This is a genomic window from Shewanella atlantica, from assembly GCF_003966265.1.
In the GTDB taxonomy this organism is placed as follows: Bacteria; Pseudomonadota; Gammaproteobacteria; order Enterobacterales; family Shewanellaceae; genus Shewanella; species Shewanella atlantica.
In genome coordinates this window covers 230393-257009 of the sequence record NZ_RXNV01000005.1, presented here as the reverse complement: position 1 = coordinate 257009, position 26617 = coordinate 230393, and the positions used below count along the sequence as shown (strand labels likewise).

The window sequence follows — 26617 nt, the reverse complement described above, 5'->3', positions numbered from 1 at the left end:
TACAAACCGGCATTAAAGTTGTCACATACGAGCAACACGGCTAGCTATCATAATTAAGGAAAACCACATGCTTTCAAAAAATAGCAAATCACTTAACACCTCGGCTAAATTTATCTCTGTCGCACTTGCAGGTATCTTCATGGTTGGCTTAAGTGGCTGCGCGCCGGAAGTTGGCAGCGAAAAGTGGTGTAAGCAGATGAGCGAAAAAGACTCAGGTGACTGGTCTGCGAATGAGGCGGCCGATTACGCTAAACACTGTGTGTTTAAATAACTCACAGCTAATGGTTGGTTCATCTAGGAGCCATTACACCAGCTATTCAAATTGCTAGGTTCGGCATTGTCCTTATAGGCAAATATAGGTGACTGCCGAATGTGACGCAGACAGTATTTTAGATTCTGAATTCAGTGTTTATATTGTCTGCGTTGAACTTTCAGATACAATTGCACTCTGATTGGTAAGAAGTTACACAAGCATAATTAATAAGGTATTTTTTGCGCTATCAATTTCGTCTATTCACCCATAAGATCGCTTTTGCGTTGATCGCCGTTGTGCTGCTGCAGTTTGCAGGGGCTAACTTAGGCGCGCATCAGTTGCATCTTGGGAGTCATGACGAAGAGTCGGAAAATCACCCTCATCTGCAGTTTACTGCCGAGATCACCAGCCTGGCTCAGTGTGTCGATTGCACATGCTCAACAGAAGCCGAGTTGGATTTCGAAAACGTTACCTCAAACAAGACTTTGGTATTAGCTAACCGTTTGGCATCAGTAAATACTCAAGTAAATAGTAACGATGCCAGTGGCCATTCACACCTTGTGAGTAAGACTGAAACTAAAACCTTCGATCTTTGTCTCGACTGCCAGTGTCATGGTGGTCACGTTACCGCCATGTCTATCGACTCGTCGACGCCTTTGGCCCCTGTGGATGATGCACTTACCAGCATCAGTAGTAATTACCTGCCACCTGAAGCCTTACCGGACTACCGTCCCCCTATCGCATAACCTTTCGTTTCTGGTCATGAGCCATCGGCTTATCGCTGGAAACAAGATCATTTACAGCAGTTAATTGGAATCCAATGGCCCAGTGCCATGTGACTCCTGATAATGATTTAACCCAAGAACAGCTCCGTATATGTGTTGTATTAACGCTTCTGAATTCAGTTTCAGCAGGCTTGATCCCCACATCGGAAAATGCTTCTCGGGATAGGATATGCGATGAAAAAAACAATAATTGCCAGCCTGTTGTTAGCTTACTTAACAAGTGGAGTCACCAGTGCTCAGGCTGCGATAGAAGCAGACTTACAAGTCCCCTCTCTGGCTTATGCACCAAGTGCATCGGTGAACGATAGTGGTAATCAAGCCAGCTTCGAGTCCTGGCTACCCAGCCTGATGCAGAGCTTCGATGCCCTGCCGGAAGTCGTGGCTCAGCAGGCGAGACGAACTCAAGCAGAGTTGAGAATTAAAGCGGCCGATCAGGCGATCTACAATCCTGAATTGGGTTTGGATTACCAGAATGCCAGCGAAGATAGCTATACGCTTGGCATCAGCCAGACCATAGACTGGGGGGATAAGCGCGGCGCGGCGACACGCAAAGCTCAGCTTGAGTCTGAAATTATGCTCTCCGATATATCATTGGAGCGCAGTCAGATGTTGGCTGACTCGATACAGTCCCTCGTCGAACAGGCACAGAACCGCAAGGCGGTAGCGTTTCAAAAGCAGCAGCTCGTAGCGGCTAAGACACAATTTAATATCGCCAAGCAACAGATGCAGGTCGGTGAACTATCGGCTGTGGAGCTCAAGCTGATCCAGCTCGATGTGGCGAGTAAAGCCGCCGATTACGCAATAGCCGAGCAAGCCTCCATCACCTCCGATGCCAATGTGTTGATGTTGCTCGGAGATAGCGAACTGCCTTTTAGCGGATTTCTCGGGGCGTTAACTCTTCCTGAAGTTTCGACACAGGTAGACCCTGAATTACCGGCTTTGAAGAGTGCTTATCAGCAAGTGCTACTGGCTAAGGTGACAGTTCAACAGGTGAAGGCCGACACATCAGCCGATCCCACAGTCAGCTTAAATGCCGAACGAGAGGGGGAAGAGAACAAGTTTGGACTCGGTATATCAATCCCCTTACAGATCCGTAATAACTACAGTGAAGCCTTAGCCGTGGCCAGTCAGGACATTGCCGTCGCAGAGCAAACGTATCTGGCACGTGAAAGAGTGCTTATTCAACAGCAGAAGAAGTTCAAGTTAAGTCTGCCAAGACTCACCGAGCGCTATCAGGATTGGCGTGAACTGGTACTTAACTCGGGTCAGGAAGCCGCATCGGCATTGGGTCAACAATGGCGAGCCGGTGACATCAATACCAGTGATTATCTGCAGAGTCAGCGCCAGCTTTCAAGCAGTTACCTCGCCGGTTTGACTCTGGAAACGGCTCTGTATCAGAGCTGGCTGGAGTGGATGGGAGCCAGCGGGCAACTCGAATCATTTCTTCAGGCACAACTTTTAGCTCAGCCCTCGCATTTGGCATCACATACGGCTGCCGCACTGTAATCAGACGGAATAACGAATATGAAAAACCAGCAATCAGTTAAGAATAGTTTCAAGCTCAATGCGATCAGCAGAGCCATGGGCTTTGGTCTGTTGATCACTTTAGCCGCGGCTATCTCGTTACCTTCGGCAGCATTTGCGGGCGAAGGGCATGATCATAGCGCCGAAACGGTGGATAAAACAGAGTTCAACAATTTTTCACTAGAGAATAAGTCATTAGAGAATGTCTCATTAGAGGTAGCCTCGCCGGAAAACGCCGATGACGGACACGATCATGGAGAGGAAGAGGGGCATGATCATGACGCCGAATTGGCTGAGAAAGCAGAAAGCAAAAACGCCTCATCAGAAACTACCGATGACGGACATGGCCATGGAGAGGAAGCGGAAGAGGAAGGTCATGCCCTGCAGCTAACTGCCGAGCAGCAGCAACTGGCAGGCATTGAGGTTGCCAGGCTCTCAGAAGAGGCGTTCAGTCTTGAAGCTGTGGCTACGGCGACCTTAGTGGTCGACAGGGACAGAACCATGACTCTGGCACCTCAGTTGGATGTCAGAATCGAGCAGCGTCATGTGGTGCCGGGACAAGAGGTGAAAAAAGGGCAGCCCCTGCTGACCTTAGGTGGTGTTGCCGTGGCTCAGGCGCAGGCCGAATATATCAATGCCGCAGCAGAATGGAGTCGTGTTAAGCGTATGAGTAAGAGCGCTGTCAGCGCGAGCCGCCGTCTTCAGGCCCAGGTGGATGCAGAACTTAAGCGTGCAACCCTCGAAGCGATGAAGATGACAACCTCCCAGATCGGCACGTTAGAGTCTAACCCTGAGACTATCGGCAGTTATCAGCTATTGGCACCTATCAATGGTCGCGTTCAGCAAGATCTGGCCATGTTGGGTCAAGTTGTTGCTGCGGGCACGGCTCTGATGCAACTCACCGATGAATCACATCTATGGGTTGAGGCTCAGGTGACTCCAAAGCAGTCTGAGAATGTGAGCATAGGCAGTAAGGCGCTGGTTCGGGTCGGCGATAAAACCTTAGAGGCGAAGATCATCGGTCGCTCTCATGAGCTCGACAGTGTGACTCGCACCGAGCAGATCTTAGTGAGCCTGGAAAACCCCGGCCATGTTATTCATGCGGGTCAATTTGCTGAGCTATATCTGCCCAATGCAGTGCAAGGTGGCGTCATTCTTCCCGATGCGGCGCTGACTCGTGGTGGCGATGGTGATTGGCAGGTTTTTGTTCAAGATAAGGATGGCTTCGAGGCCGTCGAAGTGGAAGTGGTTGAACGTCAGCGCGGCATGAACTTGGTTCGTGGTCTGGCTGCGGGCAGTAATGTTGTGGTATCCGGAGCTTTCTTTCTGGCCTCAGAGCAGGCCAAGTCAGGCTTCGATATTCATAACCACTAATTACCACTAAGGCTCGCTCCGAGAGCGAGTAACAAAAGAGGTTCTCGTATGTTACAGAGACTTATTGAGGTTGCGATCCGTAACCGATTGTTGGTGGTGTTGGCATTGATCGCGGTTGCGATCGCCAGTGTGGCCATGTTACCAAAATTAAATCTGGATGCCTTTCCGGATGTGACCAATGTGCAGGTTACGGTTAATACCGAAGCCGAAGGTCTTGCGGCCGAAGAAGTTGAAAAGCTGATCAGTTATCCGGTCGAGTCGGCCATGTACGCGCTGCCGGCAGTAACGGAAGTGCGTTCGCTCTCCCGTACCGGTCTTTCTCTGGTGACCGTAGTGTTCGCCGAAGGGACTGATATCTACTTCGCTCGTCAGCAGGTGTTTGAGCAGTTGCAAGCGGCGAGAGAGATGATCCCCGATGGCATCGGTGTACCTGAAATTGGCCCTAATACCTCAGGCTTGGGCCAGATATATCAGTATATTCTGCGGGCGGCGCCAGATTCTGGTATCGATGCCGCCGAGCTTCGTAGCCTGAATGATTACCTGGTTAAGCTCATCATGATGCCTGTGGGTGGTGTCACCGATGTACTCTCATTTGGTGGTGACGTTCGTCAATATCAAGTTCAAATCGATCCTAACAAGTTGCTGAGCTTTGGTTTGTCTATGGAGCAGGTCACCACAGCATTGGAAAGTAATAACCGTAATGCCGGTGGTTGGTTTATGGATCAGGGCCAGGAGCAGTTGGTCGTTCGTGGCTATGGTCTGCTGCCTTCCGGTGATAAGGGGCTGAAGGCGATTGCTCTGATCCCGCTAACTGAATTTGCGGGCACGCCGATCCGGGTTGGTGATATCGCCAGGGTCGATTACGGCAGTGAGATAAGAGTGGGCGCCGTGACCATGACACGTCGGGATGAAGCCGGAACGCCACAGGTACTTGGAGAAGTGGTCGCAGGCGTTATCTTAAAGCGTATGGGCGCTAACACTAAGGCAACTATCGATGATATCAATGCCAGAACCGCATTAGTCGAACAGGCATTACCCGATGGTGTGACTTTTGAGGTCTTCTACGATCAAGCCGATCTGGTCGAGCAAGCGGTGACGACGGTACGTGATGCGTTACTGATGGCCTTCGTGTTCATCGTGGTTATTCTGGCACTGTTTTTAGTCAACATACGTGCCACCATGCTGGTACTGCTTTCGATACCGGTTTCTATCTGTTTAGCCTTGATGGTGATGTCCTATTTCGGCATGTCGGCTAACCTGATGTCACTGGGCGGTCTGGCGGTCGCTATCGGTATGCTGGTCGATGGCTCGGTGGTGATGGTTGAGAATATCTTTAAGCATCTTACCCAGCCGGACCGACGTCACTTGGGCGCTGCACGCGATCGCGCCGACGGTGAGGCCGATCCGCACCATGCCGATGAAGATCAACATGGTATCGCAATGCGAGTCATGTTGGCGGCTAAAGAGGTGTGTAGCCCTATCTTCTTCGCTACGGCGATCATCATAGTGGTATTTGCGCCACTGTTTGCCCTGGAAGGGGTCGAAGGCAAGCTGTTCCAACCTATGGCTGTGAGCATTATTCTAGCCATGCTATCGGCCTTAGTCGTGGCCTTAGTTGCAGTACCGGCATTGGCCGTATTCCTCTTTAAGCGCGGTATCACACTCAAAGAGAGTGCGGTATTAAAGCCAATCGAGAGCGGGTATCGCCGCCTGCTAACGGCAACTATGGCAAGGCCTAAGACAGTGGTGGTCACCGCTTTCACCCTGTTTGTTCTGAGTATGTCACTGCTGCCTCAATTGGGTACTGAGTTTGTTCCCGAGCTCGAAGAGGGCACGATAAACCTGAGGGTCACACTGGCTCCGACTGCCAGCCTGGGCACCTCCCTCGATGTGGCGCCTAAGCTTGAAAAGATGTTGTTGGAGTTCCCTGAGGTCGAGTATGCATTGAGTCGAATCGGTGCGCCTGAGCTCGGGGGCGATCCTGAGCCTGTGAGTAATATCGAGATCTATATCGGTCTCAAGCCGGTAGAGCAGTGGCAGTCGGCATCGAGCCGGGTTGAACTACAGAAGCTGATGGAAGCTAAACTCAGTGCTTATCCGGGTCTGCTGTTTACCTTCTCCCAACCTATTGCAACGCGAGTGGATGAGTTGTTATCCGGTGTAAAGGCGCAGCTGGCGATTAAGATCTTCGGTCCTGACTTAGATGTACTGTCTCAAAGTGGTGAGAGGCTGACCGAGTTGGTATCTACCATTCCGGGGGCAGTTGATGTGTCACTGGAGCAGGTAAGTGGTGAAGCTCAGTTAGTGGTTCGTCCAAAGCGCGATCTGCTTGCCCGCTACGGTATCAGTGTCGATGAGGTGATGAGCCTTGTTAGTCAGGGAGTTGGTGGCGTGAGTGCCGGTCAGGTGATCGATGGTAATGCCAGATATGACATCAACGTGCGCCTCGCCGAGCAGTACCGAAATGCGCCCGATGCACTCAGAGATCTGATCTTAAGTGGCGTTAACGGTGCTACCGTGCGTTTAGGCGAGGTAGCCAGTGTCGAAGTTGAGATGGCACCACCGAATATCAGACGTGATGATGTTCAGCGTCGCGTGGTGGTTCAGGCTAACGTATCGGGTCGCGATATGGGATCTGTGGTAAACGATATCTACGCTATTATTCCACAAGCTGAGCTGCCTGCGGGCTATACCGTAGTTGTTGGTGGTCAATATGAGAATCAGCAGCGTGCTCAGCAAAAGCTGATGTTGGTTGTACCTATCTCGATAGGCTTAATCGCACTGTTACTCTACTTCTCGTTCGGCTCTGTTAAGCAGGTCGGCCTGATCATGGCCAATGTGCCTTTGGCCTTGATCGGTGGCGTAGTGGCGCTGTTTATCAGTGGCACCTACCTGTCAGTTCCAAGTTCTATCGGCTTTATCACCCTATTCGGTGTCGCCGTATTGAATGGTGTGGTGCTGGTGGACTCCATCAATCAGCGTCGACAATCGACATTAAATGATGTGTCTGGAACGGATAGGGGTGGAGAGAGTCTCTACGATTCTGTTTACGAGGGAACGGTAGGGCGTCTGCGCCCGGTATTGATGACGGCATTGACCTCGGCGCTAGGGCTTATACCTATTCTTATCTCGAGCGGTGTGGGAAGTGAGATCCAACAGCCATTGGCGGTCGTGATCATCGGCGGCCTGTTCAGCTCGACGGCCCTGACCCTGTTGGTGTTACCGACGCTGTATCGGTGGTTATATCAAGGTAAGGATGTAGCCAGTGTGAGCAAGGAACTTGAGGTGCTGGATTAGCCTTAAGCCTTGGCTTTATTCTAGATTTAGTTTTCGCTCAGGGAAGAGATAGGGGGGAGTCGGTGCATTAGTCTGCCGCCGTGCCTATACTCAAACGACCTCGAAATACAGGACTCAGCATGTCGAGAAGTGACAGAGTTTAAGGCATGAAATAACCGGACTAGTTATTCTAGTTTTATATTTCATAACGCAGAAACATGTTGCTTCTCGTCTTGCCCTTCGGGAGTTCCCGTAGAATATCTGCACTGCGTTAGTGATATTGAAAAGGGACTTACCATTCTCTTCAATCACTGCCTTGTTCACCTATCCTACGGGAGCTCTGAAGCGAGTATTTTGAAGTAGCTTGGGTATATAACCCCCTTTGTTACGGTCTGCCGGTATGACCTTAAGTGTAAGATGTTTGGCTGCTACAATTATTTGAAAGGCAGGGAGTTTCTGACTGGTGTATTTTCACTGATGGTGGAACTTCTGCTTGGTATGTCTAACCATTCAAATGGGTGTCGTTATGTCAAACGCTGGCTAGGTTAAATTTGGTATTAGTATGCGGAGCAGGGTAGCTCCGCTTTTTCAGAAGGAGTTAAGCATGGCACATGCCCACGCTCATGATTTTGAATCAAATAGTAAAAAATTATACATCGCAATTTTAATTAACGTCATTCTGACACTGTTTCAGATTGTCGGAGGCATTATGGCCGGGAGTCTCTCTCTTCTCGCCGATGCCTTGCACAACTTCAGTGATGCCGGTGCTATCATCATTGCCGTTATCGCACGTCGAATTGGTAATAAACCTGCCAGTAGCCGCATGACATTTGGCTATAAACGAGCGGAAATTATTGGCACATTAATCAATAGCGTCTCCCTGATTGCCGTTGGTATCTATCTGGTTGCCGAATCTATCAACCGCTATTTTAACCCGCAACCCGTCGACGGTTGGATTGTCTTTGCCGTTGCTGGCATAGCCCTGATCATAGATATCGCCACGGCACTGTTAACTTACTCCTCCGGCGCCAAAGATAATCTCAATATTCGCGCCGCATTTATCCATAATGTCTCCGATGCCATGGCTTCGGTAGCCGTTATCATCGCGGGTATCTTGATCATCTACTTCCAGTGGTATGTGGTCGACCTTATCACTACCGCAATCATCTCCATCTATGTGATCTACCACGGCGCGATTTTGCTACGTAAGGCTATTTTGATCTTGATGGAAGCCACGCCAGAAGAGATAGATATCGATAAAATAAAAGCCGAAATTTGTAAGCTCGAACCTATAGAATTGATAGAGCATGTTCATGTGTGGGAGATTTCAGATAAGCGTTACATGTTTACCGCCAACCTAATTCTCGTCGATAAGAGTCGATCGGAAACGGCATTGCAGCTCGTCAAACGGTGTTTAGCATCAGAGTTTAATATTGAACATACCACCTTAGAGGTTATCGATAAGACTCAGGATAATGGCCAATGTGTCTAGTGGTTACGGCTAGCTGGAGGATAACCAAATACTCATGCGCTTGATAAAAAAAGGGCAGCCAAGCCAGGCTGCCAAATGCAGAGATGGTGAAGATATTTAGGGGTCTTTATAGCCTCCTGAGCAAGGGTGTATGGATTAGGGGAAAATACGGGATTATTTAGCGATCTTAGGGCTCACATACTTAGTCAATTTAGCGTAACCGCCCTTAAGTATTTTGACATTGTCATAGCCTAAGTGGCGTAACGCAGTTCCTGCAGCCATGGCTCTTGCGCCTGACTTACATACCAATACGACGGGTTTATCTTTGGGAAGCTGCGCTAAATTCTCGGGCACAAACAGCTCATCGATGCCGATATTTAATTTATTCTCCATGGCGAGGCCGAATATTTGGCGCTCCTGTGGCGTACGAATATCTACGGCTAACATGGCTTTATTCGACTGTAACTGCTTAACAAATGCCTCCGCGCTGATCAGACCTATGGCCTTACCCGCTTTGGCTCCTTTTGCCTGACTAAACTGCTGCTGATAGCTTTGTGCCAACTGAGTATCGTAGGCGAGAGCCTGAGTACTCATACCCATCAATGCGCATAGCAGGGTGATGCTTAAGTAGGGTTTCATTCTTCTTTATACTCCTAATTCTATTGGGTAGATCAATATTCATCTGAGGTGGTTAATCACAGGGGTTTATCGGATATGACTCCAGATGTCGCCTTTAAGAGTCATACCATTCACGCAAGAGATGTTGTCCACGACTTGTACCTCAAGTTCGATTCCCGGACATGAATTGAGAGCATTATGTGCAGTGTTATCAACTTGTTCAATTGAGCTCTATCACATAAATTTGCGGGATAAGAACTGAAAAAATATCAAGAGTGCAGGCGAGTTTATATACTGCGGATAAAGCTTTGAGCAGCGGAAGTTGCTAAGGTTTTAGGTGTCTGGCAGAGGGATACGTTGCCTGAAAATATATTATAAAATGTGAAAATGATGGCTTGCTTAGCAAGGTGATAACATTTTAACTCTAAAAGCCTTGAGATGAACTGCATTGAGGGGCTGCGATTGACTCAGCCCCTCAAATTCATAAGCTATGCTGCCTCGAACCGAGGCTATTGGTATTTTGCCTTAACTTGCTCTATCAGGAGCTGCCACTGCGGATACTCTTTCAAGCTGGATTCGAGATCGCCCCATGGGGCCAGTGTTTGCTTTTTTTGTTGCTCGCTGTCCTGTTTAAGCTGAGTGGCTTGATAGAGGTAGTAGAAAGCCGATGCACGATAGTTGGCGGCGCAATGGATCAGGATGTCTTTATCTCTATTCGCGTTCATTATTGAGAAGAAACGTTCGACATCTTCTACGTTTGGCTTTTTCCAATCGACAGAGATGGACTCATACGTCATCCCTGCTGACTTAACCATACTGGCTTCATCCTCATGGCCGCTAGAGTTACCATCTGGGATCAGGTTTATGACTAAGTCGACACCGGCTTGCTGCAAGGTTTCAAACTGGGCTTCGCTTGGCAGTCCGGCGGTAATGACGTTAGCACTGTTGAACTGTACCGCCTTAACATCCTGAAGCGCGTCGGGTAAAATTTCCGCTTGTGCAGTCGTTACGCAAAGTAAACCTGCGAGAAAAATGGTAGGTCGCATCTTCGTTCCCTTTATTATGTTTATATGACAGGCTATTAGAATACTTTCAGATGCCTTAGTTCAATTGCAGTATCTAAAATGCGACTTTAACTCAACATTCAGTAAGCGTTTGAGCTTGTCTCAGATATGTGAAGACCGACTCAAGGTCGGCCCTACAGATGAGTCATTGGCACTGATAAACCTGTGAATCAGATCTTCACCTTAATGACAACTTTACGTACTCTTTTGGGAGTCACACTTGTGCCAGGCATATGCATATCATCCGGGAAGAATATCGCAAACATTCCGGCTTTCAACGGGATAAAGGCAGCCTCATTTTTATTGGTTTCATAATCGAATTCGGCGTAGTCATGTTCTGCATTGTACGCCATAGAGGGGAGCTGATCGGCTAATGGAAGATAGCCAAACTCCTCTTCGCCACTGACCACATACTGCACATCAATATAGTGTTTATGGACTTCGAAGGGTTCGACTTCCCTTGGTTTCGTCTCGTAATCGTTGACGATAACGAACAGGTCTTTGCCCTCTAATTCATAGTTTCCAACCTCGAGTTGAGTGAAATCTGTCTCTGCCAGATGAGCTAATGCCGCTGCGAGCCTGGGGCTGATATGCGCGTAAAGGTCTAAGTTATTTAAGGTATCGACAATCATAATATGCTCTGACTCGTTTGCTGTTTATGGCATGAGTGTAGCGCTCATGCCGTATCAATCAAGCACTGTTTATTCAAAGAGTTTTATTCAAAGAGTTTTGTTTAAGTATTTTGTTCAGGATCATAAGGGAGAACAATCATGCGGCTCAGGATATCAGGCAAGATTTGATCTCAAATGGAATATTGCGCTGCTCGAAGGCATTCCTTAGCTGCTGAGCGATCTTAGATTTTGGTTTGAGAGGAAAGCTAATCTTCCCTTTCTTTGCATGGATAAACAGTTGATCCCCGAGCAGGCGCACTGAGTTTATTTCGTCATACTTGAGGGTTAGGTCCTTGGCGGGTCCCCAGTCACTCTCTATTGAGAGCTTACAAAATTCAACTGAGTCATGGGTAAACGCTATTTTCTGTTGCCAGATAAAAGCTACCCACCAGATACAGGTACAGATAAACAGGAGTGGTACCAGCAGATCCCAAGTAGAATCAAAAACACTTATTTTCATAATGAACAAGATATAAGTGGTTGAAATGAAAGAGATGATAAAACTCAACTTTTTGAAGGGGCGGATCTGGGTGTTTTCCATCTTTGATATTCCTTATCAAGACTGTCCTTTAGTAAGGCTATAGTATAGGCGCTATTTTAAAAAGCTAACTTTTGTTAAATAATGTTCTTTCTATTTTTCTTTTGAATGGGGTCATTAATTTGCCAGCTTTACGTTTTCTTGCCGGACCGACAGCATACAAGCAGATCGCCGAAAATGGCCTGAAACCTGAGTTATTTACTCAACTTCTGGCCGCATCTGGCGGTCCCAAGTGGATTGGTATCGCCGGGCTGGATAGGTACCTGTTCGGAGAGTTTTTTAAAGATCGTAAAAAGCCCCTGCATACCTTGGGGGCGTCTTCAGGCGCATGGCGACTGGCTTGTCTGGCACAACAAGATCCTTTGGCTGCCTACACCAGATTAGAGCAGCTATATATTGGTCAGCGTTATGATGTGAAGCCTACACCTGCACAGGTTTCAGAGCAGGTGGCAGGGATCATCACAGGCCTTTTAGGTCAATCCGCCGGGCAAGATATTGTCGATAACAAGGTGATTAAGACACACCTGCTTGCCTGCCGAGGCAGACACCTTAATCGTCTGCCGGGTCGGCTCTCATTGGGGCTTGGGTTGGCGACGACTGCGGCAACGAATCTGCTGAGTCGAAAAAGCTTAGGCTTGCACTTTGAACGTTTCGTTTTCAGTGCTCAGGAGAAGGGGTCTCCCTTTAATCGGCTAGACGACCTTCCGAGTCAACAGGTGAGTCTGACGGATAAAAATATCGCAAGAGTCTTACTGGCAACCGGGTCCATTCCTTGGGTTTTAGCGCCGGTGACTGATATTTCCGGGGCGCCTAAAGGGCATTACTATGATGGCGGGATCACCGACTATCATTTCGACCTTCCCCTGTCCCATGCCGAGGGATTGACCCTGTATCCACACTTTTATCCGAGTCTTACCGCTGGTTGGTTCGATAAGTCTCTCCCCTGGCGCAAGGCAAAAAGCAATTACCATAACGCGCTGATCATCGCACCGACCCAGGAGTATCTTGCTTCTCTTCCTCACGGAAAGCTGCCCGACCGGGGTGATTTTAAGCGTATGGATAGTGATGAGAGGATACGATGTTGGCAGGAGTCTATCGCTATGAGTGGGGTCTTAGCCGAGGAGTTGGACGAACTGTTAGCGAAGGAGACCATCATGGAACACCTCGAATATTTGTAGCCGGGTGTGATGGCCATGACGACTATTTGAAACCAATTTCCTCATTAACCTGTCTAATATTATGTAGCCTTATCGAGCTTAAATAGTTCGCGAAGCAGTAAATTCTGCAACTGCTACACTTTAATATTATTGCCTTACAGATCTTTTTCATAGTCTTGGGCAGCAGATCATCGGCGGTTACCGACCCTACGGGGAAGGGGGATACTATGCAAACACAGGAGATGGCGTTAATCACACGTGATGCCTTGCTGTTGCCCGATGGAAGGATAGAGATCAGGATGGTCGATCCTTGCTATCTGCATGTTGTGGCCGATGTACTGAAAGGCAAGTATCCCCTGGCATTCGGTATGTTCAAGGCTAATGGGCTCCCTCCCTGTTATCCCAATGCCACTCAATGTGAGATCATAGATTTCAATCAACTCGAAGATAATTCACTCAGCATAGTGCTCGAAGGAAAGCAGAGGGTAAAAATCTTATCGGCGGCCAAACGTAAAGATGGTGCCTGGATTGCGAGAACGCTTCGCTCCAGTAATTGGAGTCAGGAGCCGATACAAGGTGAGTTTGAGCTGATCAGTGCCGCATTAGAGCAGTTTTATGAGGTTAATCCGGAGTTGTGTGGCTTATATGCCAATATTCACCTCGAGGATGCATCTTGGGTCAGTCAACGTTGGTTGGAAGTACTTCCCCTCTATAACAAAGACAAGCAGGTATTGATGAATCAACCTAACTGTCATAAAACCATGGATTTTGTGCTCGATCTTATCAAGTCACATGTGGATTAATATCTTCTTGCCGATCTGTTAAAATGGGTTAGTGTCTCCTGTCTGAACTATTCTATGTCCTCTAGTGTCCGCGCCGCCCAAGCCTCCTATGTGGTGCTTCCCGAAAACGTTACCGATAAACCCAGTGTGCTTAGCTTTCTTGTTGAACGCTTCCCACAGATTGAATCACAGGTGTGGCGAGCTCGCATTGTAGATGGCAAGGTGCATTGGCAAGATGGTTCCCTGATCGAACTCGATACCCCTTACAGACCCAGAGCCAGAGTGTATTACTACCGGGAAGTGGAAGCCGAAGCGGTTATTCCCTTCGATGAAGAGGTCTTGTACCGGGATGAGCAGATCATTATCGCCTTTAAGCCTCACTTCTTAGCCCTACACCCCAGCGGCAATGTGATCAATGAGTGTTTAGTTAATCGATTACGGATCAAAAACGCTATAGAGACCATAGTGCCGGCTCATAGACTCGACAGGGCGACGGCCGGTCTGGTATTGCTCTGTCTTTACCCTGAGCATCGTCAGCAGTACCACGATCTGTTTAAGCATGGCGAGATCCTCAAGGAGTATCAGGCCTTAGCTAAGCTGACGCCTGAGTTGCTTGCCAGCCATCGAGTAGGAGAGTTAGCACTTCCTGTTCATTGGACAGTAAAAAACCGTATGGTGAAGGGGGAGCCCAGTTTTACTATGAAAGTGGTGGAAGGTGAGGCCAATACCCATTCCGAGATTGCTCTAATCGAAGTAAGAGGCGAAATCGGTGTGTTCAGGTTGTCGCCGATAACTGGACGAACTCATCAACTCAGAGTGCATATGCAGAGCCTGGGAATGTCGATACTCAACGATAGGTGCTATCCCACCCTTCAGCCTAAGGCCGCCGATGATTACAAACGGCCGTTAAAGTTGCTAGCGAAAAGGCTTAAATTCAGGGACCCCGTGACGGGCATCGAATTCGATATCGAGTGTGATTGCTTAAATGATGGCTTAGAGCCCCTTGGGTCATAGCTGGTAAGCTGTCACAGCAGCCGGTAAACAGAACGCCCTGATATAAAGTGATTTTAGCTGTTTACCTATTTGACTCATCAGCTTGTATTTGAGAGTCCCGGTGCTGTCGACTCGGTTTGTTAAAGTGTGTCTCTGTCATGTCCGCATGTAGTACGCTGACTTCAGTGGGGGCTCCGTCAGGCCCGAATCTGACCAGACCGATACCACTCTTGTTCACTAATCGCCTGCTGCGTTCGCCATTGGGGCGACGACCACGAATATTCATCCGCTTACGCTTGGTAAAGAAGTTGAGCGGTGAGAAGTGGCCATAAAGCCAGCCATTGAGTTTATCGAAAATGGGCAGTAATTTTTCCGGAAACTGATTCTTAATACCGCTGCAGGTGATTTGATAGATCTGCGGGCCGCCTTTTCTGAAGCGAATATGAATATCGTAGCTGAAGGAGTAGTGCACATCGCCTGAGAGGATGACAAACTGCTCCGGGGTCTTTCTGTGTTGAAAGATACTCAGCAAAGTATTGGCCGTTCCCGGATGAGCCATCCAGTTTTCGGCATCGATCAACAATGAGCCCCCCAGCATTGTAGCGGCTCTCTGCATTGTCTCAATCAGCTTCACTCCAAACATGGGAGCCGCCGAGACGATGATGACCTTACTCTGCCCGACCAGCTCTTGCTGGAGTTCCATCAAGGCCTCCCAGTCCATCAGACCAGAGGGTTTGGCGAGGTTAGACTCACTACGCCAGCGGTTGGTGCGGGTATCCAGCACCACCAGTTTAGGAGAGGTGTTCAGGGTGTAGTGCCAGTGTTCGAATCTAAGCAAGGTATCGATCAGCGAGTCATGTTTTGTCTCATCCACATCGCTAAAAAAGTCATCCAGCAAGGGGTGTATTTCAGGCATGAATTTAGCGGGGGCATTGCCAATTGCCTGGAAAATCGCATAGCCAATCAGTGCGTTACCTATGATGCGTTTAGAGAAGGCATGGCCATAGGCTGCCTCCTCCCATTTAGCGGTGAGATTCCAGTCATCGGTAATATCGTGGTCATCGAAGATCATATAGGTTGGCAGATGAGCCATAAGCCGCCTGACTTGGCTAAGGCCGGACTTAAACTCAAGCAGATGTACCCACTCCCGCTCCCATCGTTTTGTGTTCGCCGCCGATAACCCCACCACCTCTTTAGGGATATCAATCTTTTCCCATAGCTCGGGTGACCAGCTGAGCAAGTAGAAGGCGATGACTTCGCCCAGACTCACCAGATGATTTTCGGCGATGGAAGAGGTAAATATGGGGTGGTTCTTATACCAATGAGTAATGGGGGTTTTAGCCGGATATTGAGTATGCGGAAGTAAGTTTTTATGCCTGCGATAGAGCGCCGCTGGGTGGTAGCTTATCGACTCACTCCCCGGCAGGGCGGCATGGTCAAATTTTTCCTGAGGCAGGCCCAGTAGTTTAATGACCTCACCGATAGCGTAGATCATAGGCCCGGCGACATCATCGACATAGACCTGATCGCCGCTGAGCATCATGAGTGCGGGTCTGGCCTCAACACTCAGGTTCTGTTGCAGCCTTGTGTCGGCGGCCACTAAGGCATCACCGCTATGGTGGTGAGCGTTGCGGCACGAACCGTGTAACATAGTATCGATATCAGGCTTAATGACAAATTCAGGCTTGTCATTTTCCAGGTAGGTGAGGGCCTCTAGCTCAGTAAAAATAGCCCCGTGGCGACTGTCGTCGAGCCGGTAAGCAATAGCCTCGTTGGTAGGCAGCAGCTGAGCCTGAGTGACATGGATGATATATTGCCAGGCATGTTCTCCAAGCCTGAGGGTATGCACCTGTTCGGCAAGCAATGGCTCCTTAAAAATGAGTGCTGAGTTATCATTGTGGTGCTTCAGGGCCAGAGTCAGTGATAACTCATTCATAGGCTTACTGCTGACATACCATAGGGTAAAGTTATCTGAGTCGCAGTGGCGAAGGGCGGGGCCCGCTATGACAAGTGGTAGTTGCGACTCTGGCATTTTTTATCTCTGTTTAAAGCATCCCGGATAGGTCACAGACTAAACAAGTCGCTATGGTTTGAAAAGCTTAATCGCTATAGTATCGCATTGAATTGAGCTAAAAAGTCATTGAAAAGGAGTTTAACGTATGCCCCACAGTTTGCTTCCTAATTTGAGAGCGTCGGATCAGCTGGCTTTTCTGCGCATCTTGAGTTTACTGCTCAAACTAGGACTGACATTCACCGCGGCAGAAACCTTCGGGCTCTCCCTGTATAGTCCTGCGCTGAACTATGCCTTGCTGCTCGAGACCATCTATCTCGGAGTCACCTTCTCGATACGCCACCCGCTACAGTCGAAAGACTCGGGTCTGTTTATTGCGCTGCTGCTCGATACCGCATTTTGGATCACCTGGCTCTATTTTTCCGGTGGAGCCACCAATGCATTTATCTCCCTGTTACTGCTGCCTATCGCGATAGCGGCCGTGATACTGCCCCGCTGGGCACCCTGGTCTCTGACCCTTATCTCTACCCTGGCCTATAGCCTGATGCTCTACTTTGCCCCTCAGGAACAGATGCAGCACCATGGCATGGATATGAGCTCACACTACTTAGGCATGTGGTTTAACTTCGTCATCTCTTCACTGGTGTTGACCACGAGTGTCGCGTTTATCTCTAAACGGATGAGGCGACAAGACTCTGAATTAGCTTATATGCGTGAAGCCCAGTTGCGGCAGGAGAAGCTGTTGGCATTAGGTACCGCCTCGGCTCAAATGGCACATCAGTTGGCGACGCCGCTGTCCAGTTTGCGCCTGCTGGTCGAGGAGGTTGATGAAGAGTTAGGCCACAATTCGCCAGCGGTTAAAGAGATGGATACCGCCCTGTTTCGATGCGAGCAGACGCTGACAGAGCTGCGATGTGCGACAGAATCTATTCGTGAGCATAAGCGGGTTGATATCGAGGTGGGCGAGCTTATCGCTATGTTAAGGCAGCAGGTCACACTGCTCATGCCTCAGTTAAAACTAGAGCTGGAGTTGGATGAGGAAGCGAGTCAGACCTTAGTGCAAACCGATACCAGCTTGCTGCCGGCGCTGCTCTCTTTAGTCGAAAATGCCGCACGCGCCAGCGATGAACACCTGCAGGAACAGAGAGTAAAAATAGAGGTCAGTATCGACCATCTCTACCCATCTATCCGCCTTCGGGTACGTGACTACGGCATTGGGATCCCTCACCGTCTGCTGTCTCAATTGGGACATAAGCTGGTGGACAGCCCAACCGGGATGGGAATTGCCTTGATGCTTAGTCACGCCAGTTTTGAGCGTCTGGGCGGGAAATTGATTTTGGGCACACATGTGGATGGCGGCGCGGTCGCTGAGGTGACTCTGCCGGTGGAGGAAAGCTAAAGCTATGTTACCAATTAATAAACAAGTCAGTTCTCAGGCTAAGTCGAATAAGCTGTTGATCATCGAAGATGATCAGGCCCTGGCCGGAGTATTGGCGAGACGTTTAACGCGTCAGGGATTCGAGTGTCAGCAAGCCCACGATGTGACACAGGGCCTGCTGCTGGCCAGGCAGTTTCAACCCAGCCATATCCTGCTGGATATGAAGTTGGACGAAGACAATGGCTTGTCCTTGATTGAGCCGCTACGTAAGAGCCTGCCTGATGTAACTATGGTGCTATTGACGGGCTATGCCAGTATCGCCACTGCAGTCGAAGCTATCAGAATGGGCGCCGATAACTATCTGGCGAAACCGGTAGACACCCAAACCCTGCTCAGGGCACTGGAAACTGCTCCTGCCGATATGGACGTTCAGGAGTTAGATGAGGAGCCGCTGAATCCTAAGCGCGTCGAATGGGAACATATTCAGCAGGTGTTAAATGCGAATAAGGGGAATGTGTCGGCGACGGCACGTCAGCTGGGAATGCACAGGAGAACGTTGCAACGAAAACTACTTAAGAAGCCAGCGCTCGATCACAGAGCCTAGTTTCTAGTGCTTAGTTCCTAAAGCATAAAGCCGGAATGCGATTCATTTGAGTGAAACAGTAAGAGATTGGGCGGTTCTGGTATAAGATGTATCTGTAGTACATTATTTGCCACAGGAGTTCTTGATGACAAAGAATGCAGAGTTTGAAACAGATCGTTTTTTACTTGATACCCCTCACGATCTTATCTCTATCGAGAAGTGGCAAAAAACGATTAACTTATTAGCTAAGCTTTTCGATGCACCGGCCGGATTTCTGGTGCAGTACACCCCCAATGGATTTCAAGTCACCATCGCGAGTGAGCAAGACTCTAACCCCTACCCGGCTGGAGGGGTCATCGATCCCGATGCAAATATATTTTGCCGTAAAATTGTCGAAACCCGTGAAGAGCTTTATGTATCTAACGCCACGGTCGAACCCTGTTGGGAGACCAACCCAGAGGTACGCGATGATGGGTTTACCTCCTATCTGGGCGTTCCTGTATTTTGGCCGGATGGAAAGGTCTTCGGTACATTTTGTGTGATGGATTATGAAGAGACTGATTACCAAGATACCTACATAGAATTGATCCATCATCTCAAAGATATTCTCGAAGCAGACCTCTCTATGTTAGGCCTCTATGAGCAGATGCAGAAGCTGGCCATTACCGATCCGTTAAGCGGGATCAATAACAGACGAGGTTTTCTCGTGCTGGCGGAGCAGCGCATAAAGCTGGCGAAGCGCACCGAGAGTCAACTGGGGCTGCTCTATCTGGATGTCGATGACTTTAAGTTGATTAACGATGAGCATGGTCATAATGTCGGCGACCTGGTGTTACAACATATTGCCCGGGTATTGAAAGCGTGTGTGCGTCAATCCGATGTGATCGGGAGGATGGGGGGAGACGAGTTTGTGGCTCTTATCGTGATCGATGATGACAATGATATGGATGCCATACGCAGTCGTATTCTCGATGGGTTTAGCCGCCAAGGCGATGATTTTACCTTGCCCATCTTCTCTGCTTCTATCGGTGGTGCAAAGCTTGAGTTAACCACAGATTTTGAGGCCCAGCTTGAGGCTGCAGATAAAAATATGCTGCTCCGTAAGCGAGGCCGGGCTTAGTCGATTTGGGCAAAAAAATCCCCGGGGACGGAGGAGTCGCTCGGGGAGGGTAGTGCAGTGGATGTTTCCCTAAATTGATTCAGTGAATCGCTTCAATCGTCAAACCCGTAAAAAGTTTCTATCATTGGTTCAGAAAGCGAAAGCTTGAATAAGAAGTAACTAAACGAGTAAATACGCTGCAAATATCTGTTTCTGATGATGCGTCTAAAATCAATGTTTGACAAAGGGTTATAGGAAAACTGCGACAAGTTGTCGCAGGCAAACTGTCTCATGAAAAGCTATCTCAGGAAAACTATCTCAGGAAAGTTGGGTGCAGAGGGGCTGGGAGTCGGTTTAGCTCGGTGAGTCTAAGATCTCATCCAGCTCATCACCAGAATTCATCTGTGAATACTTGGCCAGCTCGGCCATATTGTGCACCTCAAGTTTCTTCATCACTTTTGCACGGTGAACTTCAATGGTCCTCAACGAGAGGAATAGTGCCTCCGATATCTGCTTATTGGTCATCCCTTTGGTGAGCAGATTAAGTACCTCTTGCTCTCGCTGTGAGAGGGTAGACAACTTCTGTTTAAGTGACTGAGCCTCGAAGGTTCTGTGGCTGTAGAGCATCGCCTTATCGATAGCACGGCTTAAGGCTTTTCCCGAAACTGGCTTTTGAAAAAAATCACAGGCACCCTTTCGAAATGCATCGACTGCCATGGGCATATCCCCGTGCCCGGTGAGAAAAATAATGCCGAGAGGGCTGTCTATCTCGAGTAGTTTTTGCTGGATCTCCTGGCCACTGACCTCAGGCATCCGGCTATCGAGTATGACACAAGCAGCCTTATCTAGAGGGACTCTATTCAGAAAATCATAACCATTATTAAACGTTGTGATGTGATAGCCAAACTGATTGAGCATAAAGCTGAGCGAGTCTAAGATTGCGACATCATCATCGACTAGATAAAGCGGCAGTGTGTTTGGCATACAGAACTCATTCGTTGGGATCTTATATTAGAGTAATCGGATGCGGCTTTGATCTCAAAGGGTTTGGGCTAGCTATGATGAGTCAGATCACTAAAACAACTTTTATAGGCAATAAGCCTCAAGTACCTGTGATGAATTGGTCTCGACTCACAGCTTTTTAACACGCCTTAGTCTAATTTAACATGATTAAAGACAGATTCAGTGGATTGAGTTATGCCAGCGGTACTCTTCATCATACTAATGCTTATATCTAATGCAGCCTTAGCTCATCCCGATGATGAGACGGGTCTGGTCAATACAGATATGCGTCTTCCGGAGCATCATTTTCGGGTCGGTGTACTGGCCAACCACGGTGTTATGCAGGGCAAGTTACGCTGGCAGCCTATGATGGACTATTTGTCCGAAAGAGTACCGGGGGCAAATTTCGAAGTCGTGCCTTTAGGCTTTGATGAGATGAGTCAGCAGATGCTCAATCATGATATTCAGTTTATGATCACCAACCCGGGACAATATTTTAACCTGAGCAGCAACTTCCCCCTCTCCTGGTTGGCGACGATGAAAAGCCGCAAGCATCAAGGCACCACGTTTGCCATTGGTGCAACGATTATCGTCCGCGCCGACAGTAATATCTATACCCTTAACGATCTCAGAGGTAAGAGTATCGTAGCCAGCGGCCCTCAGGCGTTGGGCGGCTATCAAGCTGCCGTGGGGTTACTGCACAAGATGGGTTACTCTCCCGAACAGTACTTCGGCGACCTGCGTTTCTTAGGTTTTCCACTGGAGCCTATCGTCTATCAGGTACGGGATAAGACCGTCGAGGCGGCTATAACGCCTTTCTGCACCCTGGAAGAGATGATAGACAGCGGCCTGGTAAAGAAAGAGGACTTTCGGGTTATTCATCCCACCATGCCGAAAGGTTATGACTGTCTGGTCAGTACCCAGCTATATCCCAATTGGTCATTTGCCGCTGCCGAGACGGTGCCGACTCAGATAACCCGGGCAATAACTCAGGCGTTATATGACTTAGAGCCCGGTGATGAAGCCGCAATTAGTGCAAAAACCATGGGATGGACGGCCCCCGTTAGTCAGCTCAAGGTGATCAAACTATTTAAAGAGTTGCAGCTGAAAACTCCGCCACCGCCATTGTATCAATCTGTCTTGAAATGGATGGAGAGAAATAAAGAGTGGGGCGGCACACTGCTGTTGCTCTTCCTTATCGCGACGGTTTATCACCTCTGGCTGGAGTACAAGTTCAGGCAAAAGAGTGAGTTTCTTATCGATACCGAGAGACAGCTGCAGGATAAGGCGCTGCAACTGGAGCGTCTGCAGAGCACGGCTATCTTAGGGGAGATAGGCTCGGGGCTCGCTCATGAGCTTAATCAACCCATCGCAGCGATTACCCAGTACAGTGAAGGGGGGATGATGCATCTCAATAACTCGGGAAGAGCGGACGCTGAAACCTACGAGATATTGGGGAAAATTAATGCCCAGTCGATTCGCGCAGGTGCTGTGGTTCATCGAATAAGGGGACTGTTGAAGAGGCGTGAAACCTCGGCTGAGCTGTTCAGCCTGGATGAGGTGGTGAATAACTCACTGGTGTTATTTGCCGCCGAGTTTAGGCGGCACTCTGTGCAAGCGCAAATCAGTACTAAGGGCACTTCATATAACCTCAAAGGCGATGAGGTCGGTTTGAGCCAAGTGATCACCAATATCATCAAAAATAGCATAGATGCGTTCGATAGCAGTGATACTGATAAAAAAATCTATATCAGTGTGAATTATGACCCTGAATCGGTTCAGATACAGTTATTTGATAATGGTTCGGGGTTACAGAAGTCTCCCCGGGAGTTAATGGCGTCATTTTGCTCTACCAAACGAGATGGGTTAGGGCTGGGCTTGGCGATCTGTAAAGATGTGATCTCGCAGCATGGGGGGCAATTTACCATTCAAAATTGTAGTGAGCTGGCGCATGTCCCAAACCTTCCCTGGCTTCAGGGGTGTGTGGTCAAGATTGTATTACCTAAAGCTATGGAATAAAAAAGGAACACATAGGTTCTGGTTCATAGGTGTCTGATACTTACCGAAGACTTTTTGCATTTTACGTTCACAATAATATTAAGAAGAATATGAATACTTTGTTTACCTACATTAAGGCTATTCACAGTCCAGAATCAGCCGATGAGCTGGTTCATATCGTCAGTAAAGAAACTAAGTCAGATACTTATCTCGATGCCGGTGTCGACGGAGGAGGAGGCGGTGTTGTCGAGGTGAGTGAATATGAGGCCACCTATCACTATAATAACGGCGTCGTAGTTCGGCATAAGATCGAACAGGACAGTGCCCCCTCTGAATTGCTGTGTGAAGAGTGCTGGATCAGCTATGAAGTACTCGATTTTGCCGGGCAAGAGATTAAACCTTTCAGAAAAACGTTTTATAACGGCTGTCAGGAGGAGTTCTGGCTTAAGGTGCAGGATGAACCTGCAACCGCATGACCTGTCGAAACTCCTTCTTCTAGCTAAATGGTGTTTTTCCCCGGAGAAGTGAATAGGGGCTTACGTAAACAGAGGATAGGCCCCTTCAAATTCTTGGGATTTTTGCTTGAGGAAGTCGATGACGGTGCGGACCTTATGGCTAGGATAATCTGTCTGCAGGTAAACCAGTTGCAGCGGAATACTGTCGGCCAGTTGATCCCTAAACAGTACGCTTAAACGCCTCTGATGGACCTCTTTTGCGACATCAAACCAGCTCTTATAAGCGATCCCTTTTCCTGCCAGTGCCCAGTCTTTGATAATGGCGCCATCATTACAACTCCTGCTTGCGCTAACCTCAATCTCGTATTGAGCTCCCTTGTGGCTAAATAGCCATTTGTGCCAAGGCTCGCCGCCTCGATGGAGCAGCAGTATCTTATGGTTGGTGAGCTCTTTGGGGTGAGTAGGCACACCATGGTGATCTATATAGTCGGGGGAGGCAACCGCGACGCGTGGCATCATGGCAAGTTGTCGCCTCATCAGGTTTGAGTCTTCAAGATGTCCGTAGCGCAGAGCAAGATGAACATTCTGGCTGATTAGATCTGTCATCTGATCACCTATATAGAGGTTTAATTTTATCCCCGGCGCACTCTGCGCGAACTCATCCAGCCACTCTCTGACGATGTTTCTTCCCAAGTCGGAGGGAAGGGCAATACGTACCTCACCCTTCAGTTCGCCCCGATTATCGGCTAAGGCATTCTCTGCGCCGTTGAGTAGATGTAGTGCCTTGCGGCCCGTTTCGATAAACAGATGCCCCTCCTCGGTGAGTTGCATCTTTCGGGTGGAGCGGGCAAACAGCTGACAATCGAGTATTTTTTCCAGCCGCTGTAAAGCCGCACTGGCCGCGGCCGGGGTCATGCCGAGTTCCCGGCCCGCAGCCGACACACTTTGTAGGTCGGCGATACGTATGGCTAATTGAAGATCTTTAAGATGGTACATATCAAATATTTTTTGAAAATGATTTTAATATTAGCCTAATTATCAAAAGTAATTAATAAGAATACACTCATTTCATCGGATATCACGGTGCAACAAATATTTATTCACATTACTCAACATGAGGAGCTGTTATGAGCCTTTTTACCCCCTACAAATCTTCACCTGATAAAGAGTCAAAATTGATGCTAAACAATCGTATGGTGATGGCGCCCATGACCCGCTCGCGCACCACTCAACCAGGCAATATCCCTAACGAGATGATGGCTACTTACTATGCACAGCGTGCATCGGCCGGCTTGATTATCACGGAGGCGACCCAGATCTCCGATGACAGTCAAGGTTACTCTTTTACACCTGGCGTTTATACGCCAGAGCAAGTCTCTGGTTGGCAGAAAGTCACCGCTGCCGTTCATCAGCAAGGTGGGACCATCTTTAATCAGCTTTGGCATGTGGGCCGAGTTTCGCACCCAGTGTTTCAACGTGGAGAGGCACCGATAGCGCCTTCTGCGATAAAACCAACTGAAACCCAAGTGTGGGTCGTAGATGAAGAGCATCCTGAAGGAAGCATGGTTGATTGCCCTACTCCTAGAATGATGAATCAAGCTGATATTGATAGAGTTGTCAGTGACTTTGCTCTTGCTGCAAAAAATGCAATCGATGCCGGCTTTGATGGAGTAGAGATCCACGGTGGAAATGGCTATTTGATTGATCAGTTCTTACGTACCAATTCGAATCAGCGAGACGATGCCTACGGTGGTTCAGCGCCGAAGCGTATTCGTTTTTTGCTGGAGGTGGTATCGGCAGTGAGTACAGTGATTGGTGCGGATAAAGTCGGGGTAAGACTGGCACCCTTCGTAACCTTTAAGGATATGGCTTGCCCTGAAATAGTCGACACCATTTTGCTGGCAGCGAAGGAGCTTGGTAAGCAAGGTATAGGCTATATTCATCTATCAGAAGCGGACTGGGATGATGCCCCGCAGATCCCACAATTATTTCGTGTCGAGTTAAGAGAAGTGTTCAAAGGGACGATTATCGTGGCGGGCCGTTATGATGTTGAGCGGGCCAGTGAGATTATCGACAGGGGCTATGCAGACCTGGTGGCATTTGGTCGCTCATTTATTGCCAATCCTGATCTTCCCTATCGTTTGCAAGCCGGCAAACCCTTAGCCGCCTTCGATAAAGGCCCGCTGTTTGGTGGCGGGGCTGAGGGGTATATTGATTACCCTGACTATTTGTAAATAGAGGGTTGATTCTCAGCCTTCGAATGAAGGCTGATTTCATTTACTTTTTGGCTTATCTGATATTGGTAGGAGCTTCAACTTCCCTCTCAATCTAAGGTCAAACAAAACAACAAATGTTAACCTCTAAAATCTGAGACTCTTAACTTAAGATTTTAAATCTGAAAATATCCGCCAGTGTCGTCGTCCCATCTCCAGAATCACACCTACCGCTAACCCCGCTGCCGTATTGAGCAGCAAGCAGATAGCCGCGGTGGAGAGGATGACAAATATGCAGAAGGGTTTGCCGTCGAGCAGACGCTTGGACCAGGCCAGCTGCAGGCCGGCGATGGAAAGCAGGCTGCCTAAGATAGCCAGTGGGATCAAGCCCAGTAACCAGGCGACATTCTCTCCCCAGCTAAAGGCGATAAGCAGGCAGCTGCTACCGAATATGACCGGTGCCCAGATCCCACGGGCGCCAAAATGATGTTGTACGGCTAAGCCTCCTGCGCCGTGGCACATGGCCGTCGCGCCGAAAGGCGTCAGCAGCAGGTTAGCCAGCCCCGAGCTGGTGGCCAGCCGCTTTGGGGTGAACTTCTCTTTGTCCTCGGGAAACTTCTCCTTTGCCATGGCCGATGTCGCGATAACGGCATTGGTCAGGGTGAGTGCCAATTGAGGCAAGACCAGCAGGACTGCGGCCGATGACCACTCAGATAGGGTTGGCCAGCTCAGGCTCCACTGCTGGCTAAGTATCGAGCTCTGCATCGAGGCTTGCGCAGAAACCTGTGCCGTCTCTTGTATCAAGAGCGAGCCCGAATTATATTGCCATAACATGCCGAGGATAATGACCAGTGGCATGGCAAGGTAGCGCAGTGGGAGGAAGCGACTGCTGAAGAGCAGAGCAAATGCCCCCAAACCGATAATCCAGGTCTGGCTCATCATCTGAGCGCCCATCCACATCAACTGAATGCCGATAGCGAGCTGAATGCCTATGCTCACCGCCGGAGAGAGCTGTTTGGCCATCCAGTTTATGGCACCGCTAAATGCCAATATCAGCAGTATGACGCCCATCATCATGCCACTGGCCTGCAGCATGCCAGGAGTCAGCCCTTGAGCTATCACTAAGGCGGCTATTACTTTCATGGGCTGTACGGGAATGGGCCGCCTGTAGTAAAAGGCGGTAAACAGGGCAAAGAGCCCAAAGCCCATAAAGATGCCCTGAGGCGAAAAGTGATTGAGCGCGATAAGCCCCAGTACCAGCGGAAGGAAAGTACCGAGATCGGCAAATGCGCCACTGAACTCACCGGAAAATTGATCACATTTTTTAAGAAATGTGGTTTTACATGTCATATAACTTGCCGTAGGAAAAGAA

23 protein-coding genes are annotated in these 26617 nt (G+C 48.9%); 15 read left to right on the top strand and 8 right to left on the bottom strand.

What is annotated here, in order from left to right; all coding sequences use genetic code 11:
- Positions 1–67: 67 nt before the first annotated feature.
- The 6 genes from EKG39_RS13625 to EKG39_RS13600 all read left to right on the top strand — a co-directional run bounded on the left by EKG39_RS13625 (position 68) and on the right by EKG39_RS13600 (position 8704).
- Positions 68–271, top strand: a complete 204-nt coding sequence (locus tag EKG39_RS13625; RefSeq protein ID WP_126506292.1) for a DUF3012 domain-containing protein — start codon at positions 68–70, stop codon at positions 269–271.
- A gap of 221 nt (positions 272–492) precedes the next feature.
- A complete protein-coding gene (locus EKG39_RS13620; RefSeq protein ID WP_126506291.1) occupies positions 493–999 on the top strand; it encodes a hypothetical protein in 507 nt (168 codons plus the stop codon).
- Positions 1000–1212: 213 nt separating this feature from the next.
- A complete protein-coding gene (locus tag EKG39_RS13615) occupies positions 1213–2544 on the top strand; it encodes a TolC family protein (protein ID WP_126506290.1) in 1332 nt (443 codons plus the stop codon).
- 18 nt (positions 2545–2562) lie between these two features.
- Positions 2563–3936, top strand: coding sequence for an efflux RND transporter periplasmic adaptor subunit (locus EKG39_RS13610; RefSeq protein WP_126506289.1), 1374 nt, complete (start codon positions 2563–2565; stop codon positions 3934–3936).
- A 48-nt stretch (positions 3937–3984) separates the two neighbouring features.
- Positions 3985–7233: an efflux RND transporter permease subunit gene (locus tag EKG39_RS13605; RefSeq protein ID WP_126506288.1), complete on the top strand. Its 3249-nt coding sequence runs from the start codon at positions 3985–3987 to the stop codon at positions 7231–7233.
- A gap of 583 nt (positions 7234–7816) precedes the next feature.
- Positions 7817–8704 (top strand): cation diffusion facilitator family transporter, encoded by an 888-nt coding sequence (locus EKG39_RS13600; RefSeq protein WP_126506287.1) that lies wholly within the window; start codon positions 7817–7819, stop codon positions 8702–8704.
- A gap of 153 nt (positions 8705–8857) precedes the next feature.
- Here the strand turns inward: EKG39_RS13600 and EKG39_RS13595 are convergent, their stop codons facing one another.
- The 4 genes from EKG39_RS13595 to EKG39_RS13580 form a co-directional block, all read right to left on the bottom strand.
- Positions 8858–9322: a rhodanese-like domain-containing protein gene (locus EKG39_RS13595; protein WP_126506286.1), complete on the bottom strand. Its 465-nt coding sequence runs from the start codon at positions 9320–9322 to the stop codon at positions 8858–8860.
- Between the two features lie 488 nt (positions 9323–9810).
- Positions 9811–10347: a protein tyrosine phosphatase family protein gene (locus EKG39_RS13590; protein WP_126506285.1), complete on the bottom strand. Its 537-nt coding sequence runs from the start codon at positions 10345–10347 to the stop codon at positions 9811–9813.
- A gap of 188 nt (positions 10348–10535) precedes the next feature.
- Positions 10536–10997, bottom strand: a complete 462-nt coding sequence (locus EKG39_RS13585) for a NanQ anomerase/TabA/YiaL family protein (RefSeq protein WP_126506284.1) — start codon at positions 10995–10997, stop codon at positions 10536–10538.
- 145 nt (positions 10998–11142) lie between these two features.
- Positions 11143–11577, bottom strand: coding sequence for a hypothetical protein (locus tag EKG39_RS13580; RefSeq protein ID WP_126506283.1), 435 nt, complete (start codon positions 11575–11577; stop codon positions 11143–11145).
- 119 nt (positions 11578–11696) lie between these two features.
- On the opposite strand from EKG39_RS13580, the gene EKG39_RS13575 reads away from it, so the two are divergent.
- From EKG39_RS13575 to EKG39_RS13565, 3 genes are all read left to right on the top strand, one after another.
- A complete protein-coding gene (locus tag EKG39_RS13575; RefSeq protein ID WP_126506282.1) occupies positions 11697–12752 on the top strand; it encodes a patatin-like phospholipase family protein in 1056 nt (351 codons plus the stop codon).
- 206 nt (positions 12753–12958) lie between these two features.
- Positions 12959–13534 (top strand): LON peptidase substrate-binding domain-containing protein, encoded by a 576-nt coding sequence (locus EKG39_RS13570; RefSeq protein ID WP_126506281.1) that lies wholly within the window; start codon positions 12959–12961, stop codon positions 13532–13534.
- Between the two features lie 54 nt (positions 13535–13588).
- Positions 13589–14527: a pseudouridine synthase gene (locus EKG39_RS13565; protein ID WP_126506280.1), complete on the top strand. Its 939-nt coding sequence runs from the start codon at positions 13589–13591 to the stop codon at positions 14525–14527.
- 61 nt (positions 14528–14588) lie between these two features.
- Here EKG39_RS13565 and EKG39_RS13560 read toward each other — a convergent pair whose 3' ends face one another.
- Complete coding sequence (locus tag EKG39_RS13560; RefSeq protein WP_126506279.1) at positions 14589–16538, bottom strand: alkaline phosphatase D family protein; 1950 nt, start codon at positions 16536–16538, stop codon at positions 14589–14591.
- 127 nt (positions 16539–16665) lie between these two features.
- Here EKG39_RS13560 and EKG39_RS13555 point away from each other — a divergent pair, with 127 nt between their 5' ends.
- The 3 genes from EKG39_RS13555 (at position 16666) to EKG39_RS13545 (ending at position 19598) form a co-directional block, all read left to right on the top strand.
- A complete protein-coding gene (locus EKG39_RS13555) occupies positions 16666–17916 on the top strand; it encodes a sensor histidine kinase (protein WP_126506278.1) in 1251 nt (416 codons plus the stop codon).
- 4 nt (positions 17917–17920) lie between these two features.
- Positions 17921–18499: a response regulator transcription factor gene (locus EKG39_RS13550; RefSeq protein WP_126506277.1), complete on the top strand. Its 579-nt coding sequence runs from the start codon at positions 17921–17923 to the stop codon at positions 18497–18499.
- 124 nt (positions 18500–18623) lie between these two features.
- Positions 18624–19598 (top strand): sensor domain-containing diguanylate cyclase, encoded by a 975-nt coding sequence (locus tag EKG39_RS13545; protein ID WP_126506276.1) that lies wholly within the window; start codon positions 18624–18626, stop codon positions 19596–19598.
- 333 nt (positions 19599–19931) lie between these two features.
- On the opposite strand, the gene EKG39_RS13540 is transcribed toward EKG39_RS13545, so the two are convergent.
- Positions 19932–20561: a response regulator transcription factor gene (locus EKG39_RS13540; protein WP_126506275.1), complete on the bottom strand. Its 630-nt coding sequence runs from the start codon at positions 20559–20561 to the stop codon at positions 19932–19934.
- 303 nt (positions 20562–20864) lie between these two features.
- Between EKG39_RS13540 and EKG39_RS13535 the strand changes: the two genes are divergently transcribed.
- Both EKG39_RS13535 and EKG39_RS13530 read left to right on the top strand, forming a co-directional pair.
- Entirely contained in the window at positions 20865–22598 is a 1734-nt protein-coding gene (locus EKG39_RS13535) for a sensor histidine kinase (RefSeq protein ID WP_246028501.1), read from the top strand.
- Positions 22599–22687: 89 nt separating this feature from the next.
- A complete protein-coding gene (locus EKG39_RS13530) occupies positions 22688–23053 on the top strand; it encodes a hypothetical protein (protein WP_126506273.1) in 366 nt (121 codons plus the stop codon).
- Positions 23054–23113: 60 nt separating this feature from the next.
- Here EKG39_RS13530 and EKG39_RS13525 read toward each other — a convergent pair whose 3' ends face one another.
- Complete coding sequence (locus tag EKG39_RS13525) at positions 23114–24028, bottom strand: LysR family transcriptional regulator (RefSeq protein WP_126506272.1); 915 nt, start codon at positions 24026–24028, stop codon at positions 23114–23116.
- A 131-nt stretch (positions 24029–24159) separates the two neighbouring features.
- Between EKG39_RS13525 and EKG39_RS13520 the strand changes: the two genes are divergently transcribed.
- Complete coding sequence (locus EKG39_RS13520; RefSeq protein ID WP_126506271.1) at positions 24160–25266, top strand: alkene reductase; 1107 nt, start codon at positions 24160–24162, stop codon at positions 25264–25266.
- A 147-nt stretch (positions 25267–25413) separates the two neighbouring features.
- On the opposite strand, the gene EKG39_RS13515 is transcribed toward EKG39_RS13520, so the two are convergent.
- Complete coding sequence (locus EKG39_RS13515; RefSeq protein ID WP_126506270.1) at positions 25414–26595, bottom strand: putative sulfate/molybdate transporter; 1182 nt, start codon at positions 26593–26595, stop codon at positions 25414–25416.
- Between the last annotated feature and the right edge of the window lie 22 nt (positions 26596–26617).